The following is a 16,143-nucleotide window of genomic DNA, read 5'->3' as shown; positions in this document are numbered from 1 at the left end:
CACCGGGATCAGCGTGCCCGGATCAGCGTGCTCGCGCATGCGACGCACGCGAGTTCCGACGCATGCGGGTTCGAATGAGTTCGTTCCAGTGAGTTCGAGAGGGCACCATGACCCAGACTGCCGACCAAGAACGTCCGGCCACCCAGCCGCCGGCCTTCCCGATGCCGCGCTCCTGCCCTTTCAGCCCGCCGGCACAGTACGCCAAGCTCCGTGAGAGCGAGCCGATCTCTCGGGCGGTCCTCAAGGTCAACGGCAAGCCCACCTGGCTGGTCAGCACCTACGAGAGCATGAAGAAGATCCTCGGCGACTCCCGGGTGAGCGCCAACCTCAAGCTGCCCGGCTACCCGCTGCAGGTGCCGGTGCCCGAGGAGATGCTGCAGGCCGTCCCGCTCACCTTCCTCTCCATGGACCAGCCCGAACACACCGTCCAGCGCCGGCTGCTGGCGCCCGAGTTCAGCCTGCGCCAGATTCGCGCGCTGCGCCCCCGGATCCAGCAGATCGTGGACGCCCGGATCGATGCGATGCTGGCCGAGGGCGGCCCGCTGGACCTGGTGGCCGCACTCGCACTGCCGGTGCCCTCGCTGGTGATCTGCGAGCTGCTCGGCGTCCCCTACGAGGACCACCCGCGCTTCGAGCACTGGGCCGGCCAGATCATGAACCATGACATCAGCGACGCGGAGCGCGGCCTGGCGCACTACGAACTCGACCAGTACGTCGACCAGTTGGTCACCAACAAGGAGACCACGCCGGGCGACGACATGATCAGCCGACTGATCGCGGCCAACCGCGCCGAGCCCTCCGTCGAGCATGCCGACATCGTGAGCATGGCCCGGCTGATGCTGGTCACCGGCCACGAGACCACCGCCAACATGATCGCGCTGGGCACTCTGGCCCTGCTGGAGCACCCCGACCAGCTCGCCGCGGTCAAGGCCGACTCCACCCTGCTGCCCAAGGCCGTCGAGGAGTTGCTTCGGTTCTTCAGCATCTCCGACGCCGGCACCGCCCGGGTCGCACTGGAGGACATCGAGATCGACGGAGTCGTCATCAAGGCAGGCGAGGGCATCCTGCCGCTCAACAACTCCGCCAACCACGACGAGAGCGTCTTCCCCGACGCCGACACCCTCGACATCCGGCGCGAGGCCCGCAGCCACCTCGCCTTCGGCTACGGCATCCACCAGTGCATCGGCCAGAACCTCGCCCGGATCGAACTCGAAATGGTCTACGAGACCCTGTTCCGGCGCATCCCCGGCCTCAGGCTCACCGTCCCGATGTCCGAGCTCAAGTTCAAGGACGACGCCATCGTCTACGGCATGTACGAACTGCCCGTCACCTGGTGACCCAGGCGGATCGATCCGACCAGTCGAACCCGACTCCGAGAGGGCACCATGACCCAGGACCACCTGGCGACCGAACTGCCGAACTTCCCGATGACCCGCACCTGTCCGTTCAGCCCGCCGGCGCAGTACGCCAAGCTCCGTGAGAACGAGCCGATCTCCCAGGCGGTACTCAAGGTCACCGGCAAGCCGGCCTGGCTGGTCACCACGCACGAGCACGTCAAGACGGTGCTCGGCGACTCCCGCGTGAGCTCCAACCTCAAACTGCCCGGCTACCCGCACCAGTTCCACATCCCCGAGGAGATGCTCCGCGAGGTCCGCCTCATGCTGCTCTCCATGGACCCGCCGGAGCACACCGCCCAGCGCCGCTACCTGATCCCCGAGTTCACCGCCCGCCGAATGCGCGCGCTGCGCCCCCGGATCCAGGAGATCGTGGACGCCCGGATCGACGCGATGCTCGCGGCCGGCGGACCGGTCGACCTGGTGGCCGCACTCTCGCTGGCGGTGCCCTCGCTGGTGATCTGCGAGCTGCTCGGCGTCCCGTACGAGGACCACCCGCAGTTCGAGGAGTGGTCGGCGCTGATGATGAACCACGACATCAGCCCGGAGGAGTACGGCGCCGCGGTCGTCGGCCTGGACATGTACCTGGACAGGCTGATCACCGCCAAGGAGGCCGAACCCGGCGACGACCTGATCAGCCGGTTCATCGAGAAGAACCGCGAAGAGCCGATCGCCGACCACACCGACATCGTCACCATGGCCCGGCTGATGCTGGTCGGCGGGCACGAGACCACCGCCAACATGATCTCGCTCGGCGTGCTCGGCCTGCTGGAGCACCCCGAGCAGCTCGACGCCGTCAAGGCCGACCACGAGCTGCTGCCCGGCGCGGTGGAGGAACTGCTGCGGTTCTTCAGCATCTCCGACTCCGGCACCGCCCGGGTCGCGCTGGAGGACATCGAGATCGACGGCACCGTCATCAAGGCAGGCGAGGGCATCCTGCCGCTCAACAACTCCGCCAACCACGACGAGAGCGTCTTCCCCGACGCCGACACCCTCGACATCCGCCGCGAGGAGGCCCGCAGCCACCTCGCCTTCGGCTACGGCATCCACCAGTGCATCGGCCAGAACCTCGCCCGGATCGAACTCGAAGTCGTCTTCGGCACCCTTTTCCGGCGCATCCCCGGCCTCAAGCTGGCCGTCCCGGTGTCCGAGCTCAAGTTCAAGGACGAGGCCCTGGTCTACGGCGTCCACGAGCTCCCCGTCACCTGGTGACCGTTCAGCCCACAGAGGTCCACTCCACCGAAGTTCACCCCACAGAGCGAGGTACAACCACTATGCGTGTCAGCGTCGACCCCGACCGGTGTGTGTCGGCCGGCCAGTGCGTCATGCGCGCCCCCGACGTCTTCGACCAGGACGACGACGGCATCGTGACGCTGCTCCAGGAGGAGCCACCCGCGGAGCTGCACACGCTGGTCAGGCAGACCGCCTCGCTCTGCCCGGTGCGGCTCATCCAGATCACCGAGTAGCCGAAGGACGGCTGAGCGAACACCCCCACCGATCGCCGCACACGCCCGGCGGGGCGTGGCGCGTTTGCGGGGCCCCGCTCCCTGGACTGGGCCGGCGTTCGCCGCTATCCGGCGTGGTCGGGGCCCCGACCACGCCGCTCACCGCAGCGTCCCGGTCCCGGGAGAGCTCCGTCGACTGCGCCGCTCCCATCCCGGTCGGACGCCGGAACCGCAGCACGCTCGCCGCGCGAACCGGAGCGCCCGGCAACGATCCCGTTCGGCATCGCCTCGTTCCGGATCGCCGGCTTCATCCTGTGGCCGTTCGGGCGGACGACGGTGGAGAAGCCGGGCGCCGGCGCCGCGTCCTGCGTCGGCAATGTGATCTGGCTGGTGTTCGCCGGGTGGTGGCTGGCGATCGCGCACCTGGTGACCAGCATTCCGCTGTTCCTGTCGATCATCGGAATCCCCTTCGGCTGGGCGAACCTCAAGATGATCCCGATCTCGCTGATGCCGCTGGGCCGCGAGGTCGTCCCGACCGACGAGGCCTGGGGCGCCCGCTGACCGGCACGGACCCGACGGCCGGCGAGGGCTGCTGCCCTCGCTGGCCGTTCGCTCTTCCCGGGGCTCAGTCGCGGCGCGCGAGGGCCCTGCGCACGAGGTGGGCGGCGGCGCCGAGGGCGAGGACGGCGGCGCCCCACAGGACGGAGGCGGCGGGCAGGGCGAAGGCGAGGGCGAGGCAGCCGGCCAGGCCGAGGAGGGGGACCGCGCGCGGGGGGCGGCCCTCGGCGGGGGTGAGGGTCCAGGCGGCGGCGTTGGCGACGGCGTAGTAGGCCAGGACGCCGAAGGAGGAGAAGCCGATCGCGCCGCGGAGGTCGCCGAGGGCGGCGGCCAGGGCGACCACGGCGCCGACGGCCAGCTCCGCGCGGTGCGGGACGCCGAAGCGGGGGTGGACGGCGGCCAGCGGGTGCGGGAGGTGGCGGTCGCGGGCCATCGCCAGGGTGGTGCGCGAGACGCCGAGGATCAGGGCGAGCAGCGAGCCGAGGGCGGCGACCGCCGCGCCGGCCCGCACCACGGGGGCGAGGGCGGGTGCTCCGGCGGCCCGGACGGCGTCGGCCAGTGGCGCGGCGCTGTGGGCGAGGCGCTCGGGGCCGAGGACGGCCAGCACGGCGAGGGCGACGGCGGCGTAGACCACCAGGGTGATGCCGAGGGCGAGCGGGATCGCGCGGGGGATGGTGCGCCGGGGGTCGCGGACCTCCTCACCGAGGGTGGCGATCCGGGCGTACCCGGCGAAGGCGAAGAACAGCAGGCCGGCGGCCTGGAGCACGCCGTGGAAGCCGGCGTCCGCGCCGACGGCCCAGTGGCCGGTGTCGGCCTCGCCGCCGGCCAGGCAGGCGGTGACGACGGCGGCGAGCACCGCCAGGACGACGGCGACGATCGCCCTGGTCAGCCGGGCGGCCTTCTGCACGCCGACGTAGTTGACGGCGGTCAGCGCCACCACGGCCGCGACCGCGACGGCGTGGGCCTGGGCGGGCCACACGTAGGAGCCGACCGTGAGGGCCATCGCCGCGCAGGAGGCGGTCTTGCCGACGACGAAGCCCCAGCCGGCCAGGTACCCCCAGAAGTCGCCGAGCCGCTCCCGGCCGTAGACGTAGGTGCCGCCGGACCGCGGGTAGCGGGCGGCCAGCCGGGCCGAGGAGGTCGCGTTGCAGTAGGCCACCACGCCGGCCAGCGCCAGGCCGACCAGCAGCCCGGATCCCGCTGCCCCGGCGGCGGGCGCCAGCGCGGCGAAGACGCCCGCGCCGATCATCGAGCCCAGCCCGATCACCACGGCGTCGACCACCCCCAGGTGCCGCCGCAGCTCCCCCGGCCCGGCCGCCGTCGGCGACGAACTCATGCGCTGTGCCTCTCCGGATCCGGCTGCGGTGTCGGCGCACCCTACCGGAGGAAGGGGAACGCGGGGTGCGGGGCCGGCCACCCGGGGGAGACGGCCGGTGGCGGTCACCGTCCGAGCCGTCCCTCCAGGGCGCGCAGGTCCGCGGTGAGCGCGCCGCGCACCTGGCGGGACATCAGCGGGCCGGTCAGGCGGAAGCCGCCGCGGACGCGGATGCGGGCGAAGGTACCGGTCTGGGTGGGCTCGAAGGTGTAGGTGACGCGCATGGGCATCGGCCCGGCGACGGAGACCATGTCGAGGACCGTCGGCGGGTCGTGGCGTGCCACGCGCAGCACGTACGAGAAGGACCGGCCCAGGAAGCGCGCGGTCCGGGTGACCTCGGCGCCCACGCCGAAGCCGCCGCCGTCGGCCTCCCGGGTGAGGGTGGCGGTGCGGATGCCCCGGGTCCACTCGGAGTCGTGGCGCCAGTCCATCGCGTAGGCGGCGACGGTGGCGGGCGGGAGGGGGATCAGGCGTTCCACTGTGACGTCGAGGGGCATGATCACACTCTCCCGCCGGGCGGGCCACCGCGCTCCCCGGACGCACCCGGGCGGAGGGGCGCCCCGGTTGCGCCGCCGGGGTCTACAGCCCCAGGATCCGCCGGGCCTCCGCGCGCATCTCGACCTTGCGGATCTTCCCGGTGACCGTCATCGGGAACTCCTCGACCACGTGCACGTAGCGCGGGATCTTGACGTGGGCGAGCCGGCCGGCGCAGTACGCGCGGACGGTCTCGGCGGTGAGCGGCTCGGCGCCCTCCCGCATCCGGATCCAGGCCATCAGCTCCTCGCCGTACTTGGCGTCGGGGACGCCGACGACCTGGACGTCGAGGATGTCCGGGTGGGCGTGGAGGAACTCCTCGATCTCGCGCGGGTAGAGGTTCTCGCCGCCGCGGATCACCATGTCCTTGAGCCGGCCGGTGATGGCGAGGTAGCCGTCCTCGTCCATCACCGCGAGGTCCCCGGTGTGCATCCAGCGGGCGGCGTCGACGGCCTCGGCGGTGCGCTCGGGCTCGCCCCAGTAGCCGAGCATGACGGAGTAGCCGCGGGTGCACAGCTCGCCGGGTTCGCCGCGCGGGAGGGTGCGGCCGGTGGCCGGGTCGATCACCTTGACCTCCAGGTGCGGGCCGACCCGGCCCACCGTGGCGACCCTGCGCTCGACCGGGTCGTCGACCCGGGTCTGGGTGGAGACCGGCGAGGTCTCGGTCATGCCGTAGCAGATGGACACCTGCGTCATGCCCATCCACCCGATGACCTCCTTCATCACCTCGCTCGGGCAGGGCGAGCCGGCCATGATGCCGGTGCGCAGGCTGCCGAGGTCGTAGCGGTCGAAGTCCGGGTCGGCCAGCTCGGCGATGAACATGGTCGGCACGCCGTACAGCGAGGTGCAGCGTTCGGCGGCGACGGCGGCCAGGGTGGCGCCGGGTTCGAAGGAGGGGGCGGGGATGACCATGCAGGCGCCGTGCGAGGTGGCGGCCAGGGCGCCCATCACCATGCCGAAACAGTGGTAGAAGGGGACGGGGACGCAGATCCGGTCCTGCTCGGTGTAGTCGAGCAGCTCGCCGACGAAGTAGCCGTTGTTGAGGATGTTGTGGTGCGAGAGCGTCGCGCCCTTGGGGAAGCCCGTCGTCCCGGAGGTGTACTGGATGTTGATCGGGTCGTCGGGCGCCAACTCGCGCCCGCGTTCGGCGAGTCGGGAGGGGTCGGCCTGCCGGCCGGCTTCGGTCACGGCGTCCCAGGCGGGGCTGCCGAGCAGCAGGACGTGCTCCAACTCGGGGCAGCGGGGGCGGACTTCCTCGATCATCGCGGCGTAGTCGGAGGTCTTGAAGCGCTCGGCGGCGACCAGCAGCCGGATGCCGGCCTGGTTGAGCACGTACTCCAATTCGTGGGCGCGGTAGGCCGGGTTGACCGTGACGAGGATCGCGCCGAGCTTGGCGGTGGCGTACTGGGTGAGCGTCCACTCGGCGCAGTTGGGGGCCCAGATGCCGACCCGGTCCCCCTTGGCGATCCCGAGCTCCAGCAGGCCGAGCGCCAGGGCGTCGACGTCGGCGGCGAGTTCGGCGTAGGTCCAGCGGCGTGCGGTGGCCCGGTCGACGAGGGCGTCGCGCTCGGGGAAGGCGCGCACCGCGCGGTCGAGGTTCTCCCCGATGGTGTCGCCGAGCAGCGGGACGTCCGCGGTTCCTGAGGCGTAGCTGCGTGGGGTCGGCGTGGTCGGCACGGGCTGACTCCTGGGGACGGCGGTGCGGGACAGGGACCATGCTCGCGGCCCCGGCCCCGCGCCACCACCCCCGAACGGGGGGAACGGACACGGCGCTGGGGCCGGCCGTCGGACTCGACGGACGGCCCCAGCGCGCGGGGTCACTTGTTGATGCAGACGTTGCCCGCAGTCGGGTTGAGGAGCCCGATGAGGTTGATCGAGTTCCCGCAGACGTTGGCCTCCAGGTTGATCGGGACCTGGATCACGTTGCCGGAGAGGATGCCGGGCGAGCCGATGGCGGCGCCGTTGGCGGTGGCCTCACCGGCGAAGGCGGTCCCGGTTCCGGCGAGGACCGCCGCCGCGGTCAGGGCGGTGGCGGCGATGGTGGTACGCATACGCATTGCGTCACTCCTTGTGAGCAGAGCGGGTCGAAGTGTGACGATCACACATCGATCACGATCACAAGCGATCCACGCCTCCGCACGCCGGATTGCCCCGTCCTAGGGCGTGTCGGCCCCCCGTCCCCCCCGTACCGCCCCCGCGGGAGCGGCGACACTCAGTGATTCCAGCAGCTCCAGGGCCGGATGCAGCCCGGGCTCGGCCGCCACCGCACGGTGCAGCAGCCCCAGGGCGAGGGCCCCGTTCCCGGCCGCCAGGGCGTCCAGCGCCCCGTTGTAGTCGATCCGTCCGGCGTAACGCAGCCGGAACAGCACGGACAGGTCCTCCCGACAGGAGGGGCAGCGCAGGGCCTGCGCCTGCGCCGGGACCTTGCACAGCGGACACAGCACCTCGGGGGCCTGCGGGGCCTCCAGCGGGGCCTCCAGGGCCTGCGCGTCCGGTGCGTCCGGCGTGCCCTGCGCGTCCTGCGGGGCCGTCACGGCTCGTACGGCGCTCATCGCGGCCCCGCCTCCTCCGGCCGCACCGGGCCGAGCGACTCCTGGGCCGGCTCGCTGCCCAGCTCCCGCTGCGCCTGCGCGTACAGGGCCAGCAGGTTCGACATGTGGGTGTTGACCTCGGCCATGTTGGGCGCCTCCACGGCCGCGTCCAGCCCGCGCAGCTCGGCCATGATCAGCTGAGCCAGGGCGGGCGAGACCATGTTCTGGGTCACGTAGACGTTGCACATGGTGAGCATCCGCATGGTGTGCCCGAGCGAGTCGCACAGCTCGTCCGCCCGCTGGGCCGCGCGCACCGCGCCCTCCCAGTCGGCGGCCTCGCGGCGCAGCCGCAGCTCGGCGGCCACCGACCGCAGCCGGTCCAGGTCGCTCGGGTCGAGGTGCTTCTCGCAGTAGTGGATGAACAGGCTCAGGTACGCCTCCGAACCCCGCACCCAGCGCTGGGCCTTGAGCTGCTGCTGGGCCCGCTCCAGCGCCGCGTCCACCGACCGGCCGCGGGTCTGCCCGGCCGCCAGATCGTCCAGACTGTCCATCAGCCGCTGCGCCTCGCGCAGTTCGGCCTCGGTCAGCTCGCCGCCCCAGCGGTCGGTGAAGGACTCGATCTGCCGCTGCTGCTCCTCGACCTGCACCTTCAACTCGGGGTCGAGGGTGACCCGTTCGAGCTTGACGGTCTTCTCGGCGCCGCCCTGGATGCGCACCGACAGGGTGATGGTGCGGTCCCGGTCGAGGCCGAAGGAGACCTCCACCGGGGTGCGGCCGCCCAGACCCTCGGGCAGCCGCAGGGTGAGGTGGCCGATCAGCTCGTTCTGCTGGGCTATCTCGTGCTCGCCCTCGTAGACCGCGACCTCCAGCCGCTGCCGGCCGCTGCCGGAGACCACGAACTCCCGGCTGACCGGCGAACTCGTCGGGTAGCTGGTGTTCTTGGGGATGATGACGGCGAGGCGGCCGTCGTTCAGCTCGATGCCGAGGTTCTTCGGGGTGATGTCGAACGGGTTGGTGACCTGCGCGAGTTCGCCGCAGCCCGGGCAGACCTCGCAGCCGGGCGGGTTCACCACGCCGCAGGAGGCGCAGCGCAGACCCACGTCCTCGGCGGCGGTGCCGACCACCTTGGTGCCGCCCGGGGCGGCCGAGTTGAGCGGCTCCCCGCACAGCTCGCAGGCGGTGACGCCGGGGGCCGCCGGGGTGCCGCAGCGCGCGCAGTTGCCGCCGTGCACCACGGCCGTGGCCCGGGTCTGCCGCGGGACCGTCGCGCCGGCCCCGGTGGAGCCCGAACCGTCCAGCGCCTGATCGCACTTGGGGCAGGCGGCGGCATCGGCGTCGACCGGGACGTGGCAGGTCGGGCAGGAGACCCGGGCGCCGCCGAGCAGGGTGGTCGCGCAGTTGGCGCAGTTGGAGGCGGACAGGTCCCCGGGGGCCCGGCACTCGGGGCACTCCACCTCGCCGACCAGCGCCGACTGCACGGCCGCGCCGAGCGCCACGCACTGCATCGGGTTGACGCCGCGCCGGATCCGGCGGGGGCCGAACACCTCGCCGAGCCGTCGGGCGACCAGCGGGATCGCGGTCGAGCCGCCGACCAGCACCACCTCGTCGATGTCCCCGACGGTCAGGTTGGCCTGCATGATGGCCTTGTGGGTCAGCTCGATGGTCCGCTCGATCCGGGCCTCGATCAGCTCCTCGAAACGGGCCCGCTCGAACTCCGTCTCCAGCACCAGCTGCCCGGCGCCCAGGCCCGGCAGGATGACCTCGGAGGACTCCTGGTGGGAGAGCTCGATCTTGATGGTCTCGGCGGTGGCGGCGATCTTGGGACGGTCGCGCAGGTCCGGCTGGTACTCCGCGCCGTACTCCTCGCGGATGTCCTCCAGCAGCGCGGTGGTGATCCCCCGGTCGAAGTCGTCGCCGCCGAGCAGGTTGTCGCCCTCGATGCCGAGCACCGAGACCGAGCCGGGCACCAGCAGCAGGATGGAGATGTCGAAGGTGCCGCCGCCGAGGTCGTAGACCAGGACGGTCCGTCCCTCGTCACCCGCCTCGGAGGTGATGCCGTAGGCGAGGGCGGCGGCGGTCGGCTCGTTGATGATCCGCAGCACGTGCAGGCCGGCCATCCGGCCCGCCTCCTGGGTCGCCGCGACCTGCCGCTCGCCGAAGTACGCGGGGACGGTGATGACGGCGCGGTGGAAGGGCTCGCCGAAGCGCTGCTCGGCGTCCTCCTTGAGGCGGTGCAGGATGATCGCGGAGATCTCGATCGGGGTGTACGAGCGGCCGTTGAACCAGACGTTGACGTCGCCGTCGGTGCCGGCGGTGACCTTGTAGTCCACCTCCTTCAGGGCCGCCTGGACCTGTGGGTCCTTGAACTTGCGGCCCATGAAGCGCTTGACCGAGCGGATCACGTTGACGCCGTCGATGGCGATCCGGCTGCGCGCGGTGGACCCCACCAGCAGCTCGCCCTTGCGGCCGCTGCCGACCACGGAGGGCGTGGCCTCCTGGTTCTGCCGGTTGAAGATGATCTCCGGCTCGCCCCGGCGCAGGTGGGCGACCACGGAGTTGGTGGTGCCCAGGTCGATGCCGAGTGTGCGGTACATGTCGTTCCCCTCTTGCCCCTCGTGGTCCTGGCTACTTCTTGCGCTTGGCCTGCTTGGCCTGCTTGGCCTGCTTGGCCACGGCGCCGCCCCGGCGGCGGGCCCGGGGCGGGGCCCCCTTGGGCTGGGCACGGGTGACCGGCGCGCTGGCTTCGGCGGTGGCGGGCGGGAGGTCGTCGGTGACTTCGGCGTCTTCGGTGACTTCGGTGGCCTCAGCGGCCTCGGGCGTCTCCGGTTCCGGTTCGGGTTCCGATTCGGGTTCGGGTTCGGTTTCCGGTTCGGGTTCCCGTTCGGGTTCCGGCAGCGGGACCGGGAGGTCCGACTCCGGTGCGGCGACCACCACTTGGGCCCGGCGCAGCACCTCGTCCCCCCAGAAGAACCCGGTCACCACCGTCCGCACCACCGTCTCCGGCGCCACTCCGGGCCGGGTCTCGGTGCCCACGATCTCGGTCAGGTCCGGGTCCGCCGTCATGCCCTCCAGCCGCATCGGCCGCACCTTGGCCTTGGCGAGCTGCCCGAGCAGCCGCCGCCGGGTGGCCTCCAGTCCGGCGCCGCGCCCGAGCGCCACCAGCTCGCGGTCCAGGCCGAGGGCGGCGAGCGCGTCGTCCACCTCGACCAGGATGCCCAGCAGTTCGCGCTGTTCGGCCCGGGCGGCCTGCTTCTGCTCCGTCAGCTTGCCGCCCAGCAGCGATGCCCGGAAGAGCAGTCGGCCGAACGCCTGCTCCAGGTCGACGTCCTCCACGCCGGGCGGGATCTCCAGCCGCCGGTGGCCGTCGAACGGGGCCCCGGGGGTGGCCCCGCCGTCGGGTGCGTCGGGGCGCCCGTCGGCAACTGCATCGGTGCGGGCGTCGGTCATTCGGGCACCTCGATCTGCGGCAGCACGGAGAGGTCCGCCGCGTAGCGGGCGGGGACGGGCGGTTCGGGGTCGGCGCCGCCGGGGGCGGGCTCGGCGAAGTCGGCGGCCAGCTCGGCGCGGTGGAGGGCGGCCAGCGCGGCGGGCGGCAGCGGTGGACGCTCGATCACCAGCAGCGGCTCGGCGAGCGCGGGGGCGAGCAGTTCGGCGGCCTGGTCGACCGGCTCGGGCGGGAGGGGCCGCTGGAGGTCCGCCTCCAGGCGCCGGTCCGGGTTGCGCAGCAGCGCGGCGGCCTCCTGGATCTGCTGCCGGGTGTACCGGGCGGCCTTCATCGCCGGCCCGACGGCCAGGTTGATCTCGCGCACGCCGGCCGTGAGCGGGACGCCCAGGACCTCGTACGGCGACGGTTCGTGCAGTGGCATGGCGGGCGGTCTCTCTCCTCACGGTGGCGGGAACGGCTCGGGCGGACCGCACGGCCTGCGGCGTACGGTCTAGGACGACGCCAACTGCCGTGCGGTTGCCGTCAGTAGAGCGAGTTGATCCGCATCTGCATGGCGTGCAGCTCGACGTCGTCCGGGCTGTACTCGACGGCCGTGCGGGCCAGCTCCCGGGCCTCGCGCAGCTTCCGGGCGTTGGCCTGCTGGACGGCGAACGAGCCGTAGACGATGCCGAGTTCGCGGCGCAGCTTGTCGGTGTCCTCCGGGGTGCCGGACAGTTCGAGCGCCTCCTCCAGCAGCTTGATCGCCGCGCGGTAGCGGCGGCCCTCGTAGTGGCCGATGGCCTTGCCGCGCCAGAGGCTGACCATCAGGCGGCGGATGTCGGTCGAGTCGTCGTAGGACCGGGCCTTCTGGAGCATCGCGGCCTGGGCGGTGAACGGCTGGTCCTGCATGGCGTCCATCACGTGGTTGGCGAGCATCACCGACACCCGGCGCGGGGCCTCGCGGTCGGTCCCGCCCTCCCACTCCGGGTCGGCGCGCAGCGCCTCGGCCATCCACTCGACGGCGCGCCGCCGGTCGTCGGCGAAGGCGGCCGAACGGGCGAGTTGGAGCAGCACGAAGCCGAGGCCGAGCCGGTGGTCCGGGTCGGGGTTGAGTTCGATCAGCGCCCGCCAGGTCTCGGCGGCCTCCTCCAGTTCCGCGTCGGTGGCGTCGGGGTGGCTGAGCTGGCCGGCCCGGTTGCCGAGGGCGGCCTCCAGGAAGTGCCGGGCGGTCGGGTCGCCGGGGACCAGCTCCAGGCTCTTCTCCAGCAGGGCGAGGGCGCGGCGGTAGTCCTTGTCCTCGTTGTTGATCTTGCGCGCCCACTGGGCGTAGGTGGCGCCGAGGTCACCCCTCACCTCGGGGTCGTCGGGGGCCAACGCCAGGGCCTTCTCCAGGAGTTCGGCGGCTCCGGCCTGGTCGTCCAGGCTGCTCTTGAGCAGCGCGCGGGCGGCCCTGAGGCCGGACTCGGCGGCGATGGCGGCGACGTCCGCGGGCAGCCGGGCGCCGGGGACGGACCGGGCTCGGGTGAGGCCGTCCAGGGCCTCGCGCCAGTCCTGGTTGCGGTGGTGCTCGCGGGCCTGGCTGACCAGCGACTCACCGAGCAGCGCCTGCCAGTCCTCGCCGCGCCGCTGCTCGGGCACCGCGTCCAGGGCGGCGACGGCGGCCGCCTGCCGGCCCTGGAGCTGGAGGTAGCGCTGCGGACCGAGGTCGCCGAACAGGCCGAGGGCCCGGGTGGGCGCGGGCGCGGCGGGACCGGCGGGCCGCCGCCAGGGCCGGACGGCCTGCTCGAAGGCCTCGGCCCAGCCCGGGAGTTCGGGCCGGTCGCGGAGCAGCCGGTCGAGGGCGGGGCCGAGGGTGAGACGGCGGGCCGGGCGGCCGGGCAGGGTGATCCGGACGTCCTCCTGGGCGAAGCCGTCCGCGCAGTGCGCCTCCATGCCGAGGCGCAGCGTCCAGGCGGTGACCTCGTCGCCGCTGCGGCCGGCGGCCCGGTCCAGGGCGCGCAGGTCGTCGCGGAGGCGGTCGAGCAGTCCGGCGCGGGCGGTGGCCAGCCGCTGGGGTTCGGGGGTGCGGCCGGTGATCCGGGCGGACTCGGCCCACAGCTCGGGCTGGTGCAGGGCGGCGACCAGGCAGCCGAGCGTCCAGGCCCAGACCTCCTCGTCGGGGGCTGCGGGGGTCCCGGCGGCTGCGGGGGCATCGGGGGCTGCGGGGGTCCCGGCGGCTGCGGGGGCGGCGGCGAGCCGGTAGCCGGCCAGGCCGAGGGCGTGCAGCAGCCGGGGGTGGGCCGGATCCCTGAGCAGCAGCTCGCGGTAGGCCTCCCAGGCCTCCCGGTGGCGGCCGTCGAGGGTGGCCTGGTGCGCCTCGTGCTCGGCGAGCAGGGTGAGCGCTCCGGCGGCACGCGCGTGGCCCGGCGTCTCAGGACCGGCTGCCTCACGGCCGGCTGCCTCGCCGCCCGGGGCCAGGCGCAGAGCCTGGCGCAGGTCGACGGCGGCCCGGCCGGGCCGACCGGCGGCGAGGGCGGCGCCGGCCCGGCGGACCAGGACGGCGGCGCGGGCCGCCGGGGCATCCGCGGGCAGATCGGCCAGGGCTTCGTCCAGCCGGCCGAGTTCGGCCCGCAGCAGGGCGAGGTCGAGCCGGACGGGTGTGGCGGCGGCGCCGTCGCCGAGCGCCTCGGCCCAGCGGGCGAGCACGGGTTCGGCTTCGTCGGGGGTGCCGGCCCGGCGGGCGCAGTCGAGGACGGCGCGCAGCGCGGGGCCGGCGCAGTGCACGCAGCGGGGCGAGGCGGCGGCCTCGGGGGTGTGCTGGTGGTCGGCGCAGGCCTCGCGGCCGCAGCCCCCGCAGGTGCCGGTGGCGGGGCGGTCGCAGAGCGCGCAGCCGCCCGTGGGCGCCGCGCCCGCCGCGCCCGCTGCCGTGCCCGAGGTCAGGAAGTGCCGGTACCAGTCCAGGGCCGCGGCCCAGTTGCCGGCCCGTTCGGCGAGCAGGGCGCGCAGCCGGGCGGTCGCCGGGTCGCCGGCCGGGTCGGGCGGGCCGAGCAGGGCGATCGTCCGGGCCGGGCGGCCCGCCAGCAGGGCGACGGCGGCCAGGTGGTAGCGGTCGCGCAGGCCGCTGCCGGCGTCGAGCAGGGTGGCGACCGGCTCCGGGGTTCCCTCGGCCAGGGCGAGGGCGGCCCGCAGCCGGGCCTGGCGGTGGGTGAGCGCGCCGGGCAGGGTGTCGGCGAGGGCGAGCGCGGCGGCGGCGCGGCCGCGCGCCTCGGCGTCGTCCCGGCCGGTGACCAGCAGGTGGGCGGCCTCGCGCAGGGCGGCCTCGCGCAGCGCGGCGCGGTAGCCGGGGGCGGCCGGGTGCTCGGCGGTGGCCTGCTGCCAGAGTTCGCGGGCCGCCGTCGGGTCGGTGGCCAGGCGGGTGCGGGCGAGCCGGTCGCGGGCCAGGGCCCGGCGGGGGCCCAGGTCCTCGTCGTCGAGCGTCTCCCAGCGGGCGAGGGCGCCGGCCTGGTCGTCGGTGCGGGCGAGGGCGAGGCCGTGGTGGAAGGCGGCGACGCCGGTCCAGCGGGTGCCCGGTTCGGTGTCGGCCTCGGCGCGCAGGACCGGTTCGGCCTGCTCGGTCCGCCCGACGGCGAGCAGGGCGGCGCCGAGCCGGACCCGGGCGGGGCGCCAGTCGGGGGCCGCGCCGAGGCCGGCCCGGTAGTCGGCGGCGGCCTCGGCGGGGCGGTCGGCCCGCTCGTGCACCAGGGCGAGGCCGAACCGGGCCGGGGCGAAGTCGGGTCGGACGGTCAGGGCGGCGGCGAACTGCTCACGCGCCTGCTCGTCGGCGCCGAGCAGCAGGGCGAGCCGGCCGAGGGCGTAGCGGGGGCGGGGGTCGGCCGGGCTCTCGCCGGCGGCGGCCGCGAGGTCGGCCCAGGCCCGGTCGGTGTTGCCGGCCCGCTGCTCGGCGAGGCCGCGGAAGAGCAGGGCGTCGGTGCGCAGGGCCGGGCCGCGTCCCCACGGGGAGGGTTCGCCGGGGCCGAGCCGCAGCGCCTCGTCGAAGGCGGCGACGGCGGGCCCGTCCCGGTGCCGGGCGTACAGCTGGACGCCCCAGCGGAACCAGAGTTCACCGCTGCCGGAGGACACCGCGTCGGAGACCAGCGCCTCGGCCTCGGCGGCCCGGTCGGTGGCCTGGAGCAGGGCGGCCCGGGCGAGCACCGGCCAGTCCCGGCCGGGCAGGGCGGCGAGGGCGGCGGCGGTGGCGTGTTCGCGCTGGTCGGGGGCGCCCTCGCGGCAGCGGTGCTGCAGCCAGTCGACGCTACGGGCGGCGGCTTCGGCCTCCTCGCCGGGTTCGGCGCCGGCGGCGGTGGCCTGGAGGAAGGCGAGCAGCGGGCCGAGGTCGCCTTCGGGGGCCCGCATCCGTTCCTCGGCGAGGTGGCGCAGGCTCCACCGGGGCAGTTGCCGGGCCGGGTCGGCGAGCAGCGGGTAGGCCTCGCGGTACAGGGCGAGGGTGGCCTGCTGGTCGCCGGTGGGGATGGTGGCCTCGGCCTGGCCGAGCAGGGCGAGGCCGCGCTGCGGGCGCAGGTCCTCGGGCGCGTCGGCGAGGCGGCGGGCCAGCCGGGCGTAGTGGCGGCGGGCCTGGGCGGCCCGGCCGGCGGCGAGCCGTTCGGCGGCCGCGGTCAGGGCCTTCGCCACCGCCTGGGCGTCCAGGGTCCGTCGGCGGCGGGCCAGGACGACGGCTGCCGCACCGGCCAGTGCCACCACGACCAGCAGCACCGCTATCAGCGCCATGCACCGTCCCCCTGCGTTCGGACACCGACCAACTCATGATCAATTACCTTCGGGCGACCATGAGTTGACGTCGTGTCGTGATGTTGCCCGGGCGCCATCAGAATAGGCCCTCGATCGGACGGACGACCAGGAAAGAGCA

13 protein-coding genes are annotated in these 16,143 nt (G+C 74.0%); 4 read left to right on the top strand and 9 right to left on the bottom strand.

The window, feature by feature from the left end; genetic code table 11:
• Positions 1 to 107 precede the first annotated feature (107 nt).
• The 4 genes from ACFWP2_RS33280 to ACFWP2_RS33265 all read left to right on the top strand — a co-directional run bounded on the left by ACFWP2_RS33280 (position 108) and on the right by ACFWP2_RS33265 (position 3,400).
• Positions 108 to 1,337 (top strand): cytochrome P450, encoded by a 1,230-nt coding sequence (locus ACFWP2_RS33280; protein WP_380458475.1) that lies wholly within the window; start codon positions 108 to 110, stop codon positions 1,335 to 1,337.
• Between the two features lie 48 nt (positions 1,338 to 1,385).
• Positions 1,386 to 2,606, top strand: a complete 1,221-nt coding sequence (locus ACFWP2_RS33275; RefSeq protein WP_380458473.1) for a cytochrome P450 — start codon at positions 1,386 to 1,388, stop codon at positions 2,604 to 2,606.
• Between the two features lie 62 nt (positions 2,607 to 2,668).
• The gene (locus ACFWP2_RS33270) at positions 2,669 to 2,860 is read left to right on the top strand and encodes a ferredoxin (RefSeq protein WP_380458471.1); all 192 of its coding nucleotides are present in this window, start codon (positions 2,669 to 2,671) and stop codon (positions 2,858 to 2,860) included.
• Between the two features lie 249 nt (positions 2,861 to 3,109).
• Entirely contained in the window at positions 3,110 to 3,400 is a 291-nt protein-coding gene (locus ACFWP2_RS33265; RefSeq protein WP_380458495.1) for a YccF domain-containing protein, read from the top strand.
• Positions 3,401 to 3,464: 64 nt separating this feature from the next.
• Here ACFWP2_RS33265 and ACFWP2_RS33260 read toward each other — a convergent pair whose 3' ends face one another.
• The 9 genes from ACFWP2_RS33260 to ACFWP2_RS33220 form a co-directional block, all read right to left on the bottom strand.
• Positions 3,465 to 4,733, bottom strand: coding sequence for an APC family permease (locus tag ACFWP2_RS33260; RefSeq protein WP_380458469.1), 1,269 nt, complete (start codon positions 4,731 to 4,733; stop codon positions 3,465 to 3,467).
• Between the two features lie 104 nt (positions 4,734 to 4,837).
• Positions 4,838 to 5,269, bottom strand: a complete 432-nt coding sequence (locus ACFWP2_RS33255; protein ID WP_380458467.1) for an SRPBCC family protein — start codon at positions 5,267 to 5,269, stop codon at positions 4,838 to 4,840.
• Positions 5,270 to 5,351: 82 nt separating this feature from the next.
• Positions 5,352 to 6,983, bottom strand: a complete 1,632-nt coding sequence (locus ACFWP2_RS33250) for an AMP-binding protein (RefSeq protein WP_380458465.1) — start codon at positions 6,981 to 6,983, stop codon at positions 5,352 to 5,354.
• Positions 6,984 to 7,123: 140 nt separating this feature from the next.
• On the bottom strand, positions 7,124 to 7,363 hold the full coding sequence (locus ACFWP2_RS33245) for a chaplin (protein WP_380458463.1): 240 nt from the start codon (positions 7,361 to 7,363) through the stop codon (positions 7,124 to 7,126).
• Between the two features lie 99 nt (positions 7,364 to 7,462).
• Positions 7,463 to 7,858: a hypothetical protein gene (locus tag ACFWP2_RS33240; protein WP_380458461.1), complete on the bottom strand. Its 396-nt coding sequence runs from the start codon at positions 7,856 to 7,858 to the stop codon at positions 7,463 to 7,465.
• Complete coding sequence (locus ACFWP2_RS33235; protein WP_380458459.1) at positions 7,855 to 10,431, bottom strand: Hsp70 family protein; 2,577 nt, start codon at positions 10,429 to 10,431, stop codon at positions 7,855 to 7,857. The genes ACFWP2_RS33240 and ACFWP2_RS33235 overlap by 4 nt, the downstream gene beginning before the upstream one ends.
• A 31-nt stretch (positions 10,432 to 10,462) precedes the next feature.
• A complete protein-coding gene (locus tag ACFWP2_RS33230; protein ID WP_380458457.1) occupies positions 10,463 to 11,284 on the bottom strand; it encodes a nucleotide exchange factor GrpE in 822 nt (273 codons plus the stop codon).
• Entirely contained in the window at positions 11,281 to 11,703 is a 423-nt protein-coding gene (locus tag ACFWP2_RS33225; RefSeq protein WP_380458455.1) for a hypothetical protein, read from the bottom strand. The genes ACFWP2_RS33230 and ACFWP2_RS33225 overlap by 4 nt, the downstream gene beginning before the upstream one ends.
• Positions 11,704 to 11,804: 101 nt before the next feature.
• The gene (locus ACFWP2_RS33220; RefSeq protein WP_380458453.1) at positions 11,805 to 16,004 is read right to left on the bottom strand and encodes a hypothetical protein; all 4,200 of its coding nucleotides are present in this window, start codon (positions 16,002 to 16,004) and stop codon (positions 11,805 to 11,807) included.
• Positions 16,005 to 16,143: the final 139 nt, after the last annotated feature.

The sequence above is a fragment of the Kitasatospora sp. NPDC058444 genome, assembly GCF_042721415.1.
GTDB lineage: Bacteria > Actinomycetota > Actinomycetes > Streptomycetales > Streptomycetaceae > Kitasatospora.
The sequence above is the reverse complement of the archived record's forward strand: the minus strand, read 5'-3'. Positions and strand labels throughout refer to the sequence as shown.

Coding starts and splice junctions, on each gene's coding strand:
- ACFWP2_RS33280 (WP_380458475.1), top strand. CDS start 108: ATGACCCAGACTGCCGACCAAGAACGTCCGGCCACCCAGCCGCCGGCC.
- ACFWP2_RS33275 (WP_380458473.1), top strand. CDS start 1,386: ATGACCCAGGACCACCTGGCGACCGAACTGCCGAACTTCCCGATGACC.
- ACFWP2_RS33270 (WP_380458471.1), top strand. CDS start 2,669: ATGCGTGTCAGCGTCGACCCCGACCGGTGTGTGTCGGCCGGCCAGTGC.
- ACFWP2_RS33260 (WP_380458469.1), bottom strand. CDS start 4,733: ATGAGTTCGTCGCCGACGGCGGCCGGGCCGGGGGAGCTGCGGCGGCAC.
- ACFWP2_RS33255 (WP_380458467.1), bottom strand. CDS start 5,269: ATGCCCCTCGACGTCACAGTGGAACGCCTGATCCCCCTCCCGCCCGCC.
- ACFWP2_RS33245 (WP_380458463.1), bottom strand. CDS start 7,363: ATGCGTATGCGTACCACCATCGCCGCCACCGCCCTGACCGCGGCGGCG.
- ACFWP2_RS33240 (WP_380458461.1), bottom strand. CDS start 7,858: ATGAGCGCCGTACGAGCCGTGACGGCCCCGCAGGACGCGCAGGGCACG.
- ACFWP2_RS33235 (WP_380458459.1), bottom strand. CDS start 10,431: ATGTACCGCACACTCGGCATCGACCTGGGCACCACCAACTCCGTGGTC.
- ACFWP2_RS33230 (WP_380458457.1), bottom strand. CDS start 11,284: ATGACCGACGCCCGCACCGATGCAGTTGCCGACGGGCGCCCCGACGCA.
- ACFWP2_RS33225 (WP_380458455.1), bottom strand. CDS start 11,703: ATGCCACTGCACGAACCGTCGCCGTACGAGGTCCTGGGCGTCCCGCTC.
- ACFWP2_RS33220 (WP_380458453.1), bottom strand. CDS start 16,004: ATGGCGCTGATAGCGGTGCTGCTGGTCGTGGTGGCACTGGCCGGTGCG.